This is a genomic window from Serratia sp. (in: enterobacteria) (assembly GCF_046715635.1).
Lineage (GTDB): Bacteria > Pseudomonadota > Gammaproteobacteria > Enterobacterales > Enterobacteriaceae > Chania.
On record NZ_JBKJYW010000076.1, the window covers coordinates 1 to 7508 of the forward strand.

General features: G+C 53.6%; 7 protein-coding genes and 1 riboswitch. Of the genes, 2 read left to right on the forward strand and 5 right to left on the reverse strand.

Annotated features, from left to right (window positions below):
* Positions 1–376: 376 nt before the first annotated feature.
* Both murI and btuB read right to left on the reverse strand, forming a co-directional pair.
* On the reverse strand, positions 377–1240 hold the full coding sequence (murI, locus tag ACLQ7H_RS03630) for a glutamate racemase (protein WP_411751492.1): 864 nt from the start codon (positions 1238–1240) through the stop codon (positions 377–379).
* Complete coding sequence (gene btuB / locus ACLQ7H_RS03635; protein WP_411751497.1) at positions 1185–3065, reverse strand: TonB-dependent vitamin B12 receptor BtuB; 1881 nt, start codon at positions 3063–3065, stop codon at positions 1185–1187. Before btuB ends, murI begins: the two co-directional genes overlap by 56 nt.
* A 73-nt stretch (positions 3066–3138) precedes the next feature.
* Positions 3139–3355, reverse strand: a riboswitch (cobalamin riboswitch).
* 119 nt (positions 3356–3474) lie between these two features.
* Here btuB and trmA point away from each other — a divergent pair.
* Entirely contained in the window at positions 3475–4575 is a 1101-nt protein-coding gene (trmA, locus tag ACLQ7H_RS03640) for a tRNA (uridine(54)-C5)-methyltransferase TrmA (RefSeq protein ID WP_411751493.1), read from the forward strand.
* Between the two features lie 79 nt (positions 4576–4654).
* Here the strand turns inward: trmA and ACLQ7H_RS03645 are convergent, their stop codons facing one another.
* Complete coding sequence (locus ACLQ7H_RS03645; protein ID WP_411751494.1) at positions 4655–5017, reverse strand: YijD family membrane protein; 363 nt, start codon at positions 5015–5017, stop codon at positions 4655–4657.
* 13 nt (positions 5018–5030) lie between these two features.
* Positions 5031–5663 (reverse strand): HTH-type transcriptional repressor FabR, encoded by a 633-nt coding sequence (fabR, locus tag ACLQ7H_RS03650; protein ID WP_024482854.1) that lies wholly within the window; start codon positions 5661–5663, stop codon positions 5031–5033.
* 215 nt (positions 5664–5878) lie between these two features.
* On the opposite strand from fabR, the gene sthA reads away from it, so the two are divergent.
* Entirely contained in the window at positions 5879–7276 is a 1398-nt protein-coding gene (sthA, locus tag ACLQ7H_RS03655) for a Si-specific NAD(P)(+) transhydrogenase (protein ID WP_411751495.1), read from the forward strand.
* On the opposite strand, the gene ACLQ7H_RS03660 is transcribed toward sthA, so the two are convergent.
* A partial coding sequence (locus tag ACLQ7H_RS03660) for a LysR substrate-binding domain-containing protein (RefSeq protein WP_411751496.1) occupies positions 7259–7508 on the reverse strand: 250 nt, incomplete at its 5' end. The genes sthA and ACLQ7H_RS03660 overlap by 18 nt on opposite strands.

Sequence of the window (7508 nt, forward strand, 5' to 3'; positions counted from 1 at the left end):
CGTAATAATTCATTCGCATGAATTACTGCTTGGTCACTCTTCAAGACTTGATATTTTTTGCTACCGAAGTAGCTGGATATCGTCTTGTGAGTGCCCACACAGATTGTCTGATAAATTGTTAAAGAGCGTTCGTTACCGGAAAGTTTCTCGGTAACGCAGGAGGTGCATATTACGCTTTCCCGCTGAAGAGTCAACCTTTTTCTCTTACGAGACGCGGTGTTTTCACCGGGTTGCTTCTTCCTGGCTGGGCGACTGGTTCTCGTTAGAGGAGTCGTTGTTCCCGGTCAGTGGAGGCGCATTATAGGGAGTTCTCAGAACGCCGCAACCCCTAAATTCACTTTTTTTTCTGACCGTCGAATGTTTAAGCAAAACCCCATTAAAGCGGCAGTTTTTTCAACGATTTAAAGCCATAAGCCTGCAAAACGGGCAATAAAGCATCGGTGTCTTCATTCAGCGCCATGCAATACGCCAGATTCTCTTCCTGAGTTGAGACCAGATTTTCCTGATTGGAGATAAGCCAGGCGGCTCTGCGGGCAATTGCCGCACCCGAATCCACCAGACGCGTCCCCTCAGGTAGAACTTGCATCAGCTCTTCAGATAATAGAGGGAAGTGAGTACAGCCCAACACGACCGTGTCCGGAGGCTCGCGCATGCTCAGCCACGGCTGCAAGATTTTCTTCAGCGTTGCCAGCGGCACAGATTCACCATGCAACTTGGCTTCTGCCAATTCCACCAGCTCAGAAGAGCCTAACAGTTCGATTTTGCAATCTGTTGCGAAACGCTCGATCAGTTCATGGGTATAAGCACGCTGAACCGTACCGCGCGTAGCCAGCAAACCGACGATACCGTTGGCGGTCAGTTTGGCTGCAGGTTTGATCGCCGGCACCACCCCCACCACTGGGAAAGCAAAACGTTCACGCAGTGCGGGTAAGGAAACGGTACTGGCGGTATTACAGGCGATGATGACGATCGCTAGAGGATGGCGCTGCTGAACCGCACTGACAATTTCCAGCACGCGCTCAATGATAAACTCTTCAGATTTCTCGCCGTAGGGGAATGCCACGTTATCGAAGGCATAGATATAGTGGAGATCCGGCAACAGTTGCCGAACCTCCTGGTACACCGACAACCCGCCGACGCCGGAATCAAAAACCAGCGCCGTCGGGCGAGGAGCCGCAGTGGCGTTAGAAGGTATAGCTGCCAGTGAGGTAGTACTCTCTTCCTGGAGTAGCGTAGCCATAAGCCGTCTCATAATCTTTATCAAACAGGTTGGCAATTCTACCACGAACTGTCAGCTGAGAGGTTATTGGATATGAGGCGCTCACGTCTACCGTGCTGTAGCTCGGCAATACGCGCTGCTCAGGGTTATAAGTAGAAGAGATATTGTCGTAACGCTTGCCGTAGTACTGATACGAGATATCCATATCCAACTTGAACATCGTCCAATCCAGCTGATACTTGGCCTGGCGCTTCGAACGGCGCGCCAACACCTCATCGGTCTGGTCATTACGTGGATCGATATATTGCAGCGTCAACTGATGGGTGAAGATCCAGGTATCAAAGCTGCCGGTCCATTCCACACCTTTAATCGTTGCCTTGTCCACGTTGTAATACTGCCCCTGATAGGTCACCGGGTCAGAATCATAGTTGATCAGGTTCTGGATTTTGTAATGGTAAGCGGACAGGCGCCAATCCAGCGGCCCGGTCAAACCTTCCAGACCCATTTCCCATTGCTTGGACTCTTCCGGCTTGAGGTTGCTGTTGGAATCAATACCAAAACGTTTTGAGCCATATTGCTGGCCCAGCGACGGAGTCAGGAAGCCCGTACCATAAGACAAGGTTGCCCGATAACCATCCACAAACTCCCAACCTGCCGCAGTTTGCCAAGTACCGTGCCAGCCAAAGTCCTCGTCATTATCTTCACGCCCAGAGGCTTCCAGCGTCACGCTGCCAAACTGCTGCTGGCCACTTAGGTACAAACCCGTGTTGTCTCTTTTATAAGTATCGGCGAAGAAGTTGTCGGAGGAGGTCAGGCGCTGTTGCTGGAAATCGGCACCGGCGGTGACGCTACCGTGCTCGAAAGCATAGGTATTGCCCCATTGCAGGTTACGCTGATCCATATCATCCAGCGTGGTGCTGATGCCATAACGGCCATTCTGGCTGCTGTAGTTGTACTGTTTCTGTTTCTGGTAGCTGCCAGTCAGTTGTGAAGAGAAGGCACCAGACAGGAAACGCAGCCCCATATCATAGGTATGGCTATACAGGCGGTCTTCATCATTACTGTACTGTGGGCTGAAAGGAACGCTGCCAACGTCATAGTCAGCGTTGTTGGTGTAGCCATAGCCGCGCACGAAGCCAGAGAAATTCTGATTGAATTGCTGCTCTAACCCGCCCCAGAAGCTTTTATTGCGGAAACCATCGCGATCGCTGTCGACCGAATAAGGCGAGCCCGGCTGCACATTAAAGCCGTTGGTCATCTGATAGCTGCCCGCGACGGTCGCGATAGTATTGTCAAACCGCTGGCGCACGGCACCGTCATACTGCTGATAGCCCTTTGAACCGATACCCGCCTGAACTTTGCCGCCTTCTTTATCCGTCTGGGTAATGATATTGATAACCCCGCCGATGGCGCCAGAACCGTAAATGGCCGAGCGTGGCCCCCGGATAAACTCTACACGCTGCACCAGCGCCAGTGGCACCTGGTTAAAGTTGACACCATTAGTGATCCCCAAACGGGCCAATGGCACGCCATCGATCAACACTAACACGTGCCGAGCCTCGGTGCCGCGTACCGAGATGGATGACCCCTGCCCCATGCCGCCGTACTGCGAAATATCAACGCCCGGCAAACGGCGCATCACATCATTGAGGCTTTTGGCCTGCCAGCGATCGATATCTTCACGAGTCACCACATCGGCAGGAGCCAATACGGAAGAGACTGGTTGAGGGAAGCGATTGGCGGTAACCACCAGATCATCGCTACTTTTAGCCGTGGTGTTATCTTGCGCCCATCCAGAAAATGCCGTCACGGAGGAAACCACCGCCAGCAGTGTATTTTTTATCATTGTCATTATAAAAAGCATCCAAACTACATTGGGGATGCCGCAGGGCCACGGCCGGTAGTTCGCGACGGCTATGGATATTGCGACGTACACCGGTAGGTTTTCGGGCTTGGGATTTGCCGATTGCCTGTGGCAACCCGCACCGGGCGATGACTTCCCATCCTGCAGTGGACAGTGTCTGCATCATTTAAACGCTATCGCCGTGACTTCCCCATACCGCTGCGCGTCAGCTCCAGATTTGCACTGGATTCCCTTTTCACTCGCTGCTTGAGACCGGACGGCAATGCTACAATCAATGAAAATGGATGTCTAGATTGCCAACAGTGTTTCAAATAGCACCACAACAAAACTGGACTTCACGGACTGATTCCCTACAATCCCCGCTGATCCAATTTGCCTGACGAGAGAAACCATGACGCCCGAGAATTTGCCCATTGAACGCTATGACGACCAACTGGCGGAGAAAACAGCCCGTCTGAAAAGCATGATGTCACCGTTCACGGCGCCCGAGCCGGAAGTGTTTCGCTCGCCAGTCAGCCACTACCGCATGCGTGCGGAGTTCCGCATCTGGCATGATGAGGACGATATGTACCACATCATGTTCGATCAGCAGACCAAGCAGCGTATCCGCGTCGATAGCTTCCCGGCGGCCAGCGAGCTGATTAACCGCCTGATGAGTGCGCTGATGGTGGCCCTCAAGCCCAATCCGGTGCTGCGCCACAAGCTGTTCCAGATCGATTATCTGTCCACACAGAGCGGTAAAATCATTGCTTCGCTGCTGTATCACCGCAAGCTGGACGAACAATGGCAGCAAGATGCCACTGCGCTGCGTGACGCGTTACGCGCAGAGGGCTTCGATGTGCAGCTGATTGGGCGCGCCTCGAAGATGAAAATCATGCTGGATCAGGATTACGTCGATGAAGTGCTGCCGGTTGGTGGCCGCGAGATGATTTATCGCCAGGTCGAAAACAGTTTCACCCAGCCCAATGCGGTGATGAACGTGCAAATGCTGGAGTGGGCTCTGGACGTCACCCAAGGTGCAAAAGGAGACCTGCTGGAGCTGTATTGCGGTAACGGCAACTTCTCGCTGGCGCTGGCCCGCAACTTTGAGCGGGTGTTAGCCACTGAAATTGCCAAGCCTTCGGTGGCGGCGGCGCAGTACAACATCGCGGCCAACCATATCGATAACGTGCAGATTATCCGTATGGCGGCGGAGGATTTCACTCAGGCGATGAACGGCGCTCGCGAGTTCAACCGGTTAAAAGGGATCGATCTGAGCAGCTATAACTGTGAGACGATTTTCGTCGATCCGCCGCGCAGCGGTCTGGATGAGGAAACGGTGAAGATGGTGCAGGCCTACCCACGCATTCTTTACATCTCCTGCAACCCAGAGACCCTGTGCGCCAATCTGGATACGCTGCAGGCCACGCACAAAATCACTCGCCTGGCTCTATTTGATCAGTTCCCATACACCCATCATATGGAATGTGGTGTCTTGCTCGAACGCCGCTGATCTAGACCGGCACTGCGCCCTACATGGCGAAAAACAAAAAAGGCGCTCCTCGGAGTGCCTTTTCTCGATGAAACCATTTTTAATGCTGGACGGCGATAGTATTGCGTTTCCTTAATTGGAAACCAAGCCAGAACACCAGCACCACGCAAACAATCGAGGGCAGGAAGTTCGAGCCGATCTGCGGGTATTCCGCACGCACGATCGCGCTATATCCCAGGATGCCTAACAGGAAGCAGCCGGCCGCCAGTTTTGGCATGCCATCCGGCATTGGCTGGTTCAGGTAACGCTGATGCAGGCAATATACCGCCAACACCAAAGCAATTAACGGGAAGGCTGAAAACGACACCACCGAACTGAACAGCGCGGCAAAGGAACCGTTTACGGACAGGCCGGCAATCAACGCCAGCAGTAAAGTACCATTCTCACGGCTTAATTTTTCCATGACTTTCACCTTGTTATACGTGGGATACAGAGGCTTTTTCTTGCTCGCGGCGATACCAGTAATAGGCTCCTTTGGAGATCATCCGCAGTTGCAACACTAACCTTTCTTCAAGCTGCCGCCGTTGTTCAATATCAATATCCAGTGCTTCCGCACCGGCACTGAACACAATCGTCACCATGGCTTCCGCCTGCGCTTCGGTAAAACTGCGCGGCATATGGTTTTCCAGCTCAAGGTAATCTGCCAGTTCGGCGATAAAATGTTGGATTTCCCGTGCTACCGCCGCACGAAACGCGGCCGAGGTACCGGAACGTTCACGCAGCAACAGCCGAAAGGCGTTGGGATTATTACCGATAAACTCCATAAAGGTCGATACCGACGTGCGGATCACGCTGCCGCCTTTGGCAATACGCTGACGTGCCTGGCGCATCAATTGGCGCAGCATCAGGCCGCTTTCGTCTACCATGGTGAGCCCAAGCTCATCCACATCGCGAAAATGGCGATAGAACGACGTAGGCGCGATGCCCGCCTCTCGCGAGACTTCACGCAGGCTCAGGCTGGCAAAACTGCGCTCGGCACTCAGCTGGCTGAAAGCCGCCTCAATGAGGGAGCGACGCGTGCGTTCTTTTTGTTGTGCTCTGACGCCCATTTGCATATCCGGATAACTTCCCTTCTTTCAGTCTAACGCCGCAGAACTGGCAATATAGCAAATTTATTGCAACAGCATTGATACAAACGCGCTTTGTCACAGTTCTGGGCCGCACCGATTGTGCTTTGCCACAAAAAGGCTAATGGTAATTGGGCACGCAGCGCTATGATGTTAAGATACCGTTGTAAATTTGTATAAGAACAGGTCTCTCCTACATGCAACAACACTATCAATTTGATGCCATTATCATCGGCTCCGGCCCTGGTGGTGAAGGCGCAGCCATGGGTCTGGTGAAACAAGGTGCCCGCGTGGCCGTGATCGAACGGTACAATAACGTGGGCGGTGGTTGTACTCACTGGGGAACCATCCCCTCAAAAGCCCTCCGCCACGCCGTCAGCCGTATTATCGAATTCAACCAGAACCCGCTTTATAATAACTCCCGCACTCTCAGCGCCACCTTCCCTGACATTTTACGCCACGCCGACAGCGTGATTAACCAGCAAACGCGCATGCGCCAAGGGTTCTACGAGCGTAACCAGTGCAAGCTATTTGCCGGTAATGCCAAGTTTATCGACGCCAACACCGTCAGCGTAAGCTATATGGATGGCACGCAGGATACCATCCGCGCCGACCATATCGTGATCGCCTGTGGTTCGCGCCCCTACCATCCGAACAGCGTTGATTTTAACCACTCGCGCATTTATGACAGTGACTCCATCCTGGAGCTGAACCACGAACCGCGCCACGTGATTATCTACGGCGCCGGGGTGATTGGCTGCGAATATGCTTCTATCTTCCGTGGTTTGAACGTGAAGGTGGATTTGATCAACACCCGCGATCGGCTGCTGGCGTTCCTCGATCAGGAGATGTCAGACTCTCTGTCTTATCACCTGTGGAATAATGGCGTGGTGATCCGCCACAACGAAGAGTTCGAGCAGATCGAAGGCACCGATGACGGCGTGATTGTGCATCTGAAATCCGGCAAGAAAGTGAAGGCCGATTGCCTGCTGTACGCCAATGGCCGTACCGGTAACACCGATGCGCTTGGCCTGGAGAACGTGGGTCTGGAATCAGACAGCCGTGGCCTGCTGAAGGTCAACAGCATGTATCAGACCGCCGTGGCCCACATTTATGCAGTGGGCGACGTGATCGGCTATCCGAGTCTGGCATCTGCCGCTTATGACCAGGGCCGTATCGCCGCTCAGGCCATCTCCTCTGGGGAAGCCAGCGGGCATCTGATCGAAGACATTCCAACGGGCATTTATACCATTCCGGAAATCAGTTCCGTCGGCAAAACCGAACAGGAACTGACGGCGATGAAAGTGCCCTACGAAGTAGGCCGTGCCCAGTTCAAACACCTGGCTCGGGCGCAGATTGCCGGCATGAACGTGGGTAGCCTGAAGATCCTGTTCCACCGCGACACCTTGCAGATCCTGGGGATCCACTGCTTTGGTGAGCGTGCGGCAGAGATCATTCACATCGGTCAGGCGATCATGGAACAGAAAGGTGAAGGTAATACCATCGAGTATTTCGTCAATACCACCTTCAACTATCCAACCATGGCCGAAGCCTACCGTGTGGCAGCGCTAAACGGTTTAAACCGCCTGTTTTAAGTTCGCGTCCAGGTAGTTCTGCATGTGTTCGCGAATAGCCTCGGCCAACTGCTCATAGCGGCTACGCAGCGGGGAGCCGGGGCGATACACCAGAGCAATGGTGCGCTTCGGTTCCGGTTTGTAGCACTCCAGATAGCAGACGCCGTCACGCTCACGCTCACGCGGTACTGCCAAGGCGGGCAACAGCGTAATCCCACTGCCTGCGGCAACCATATTACGCAGCGTTTCCAGA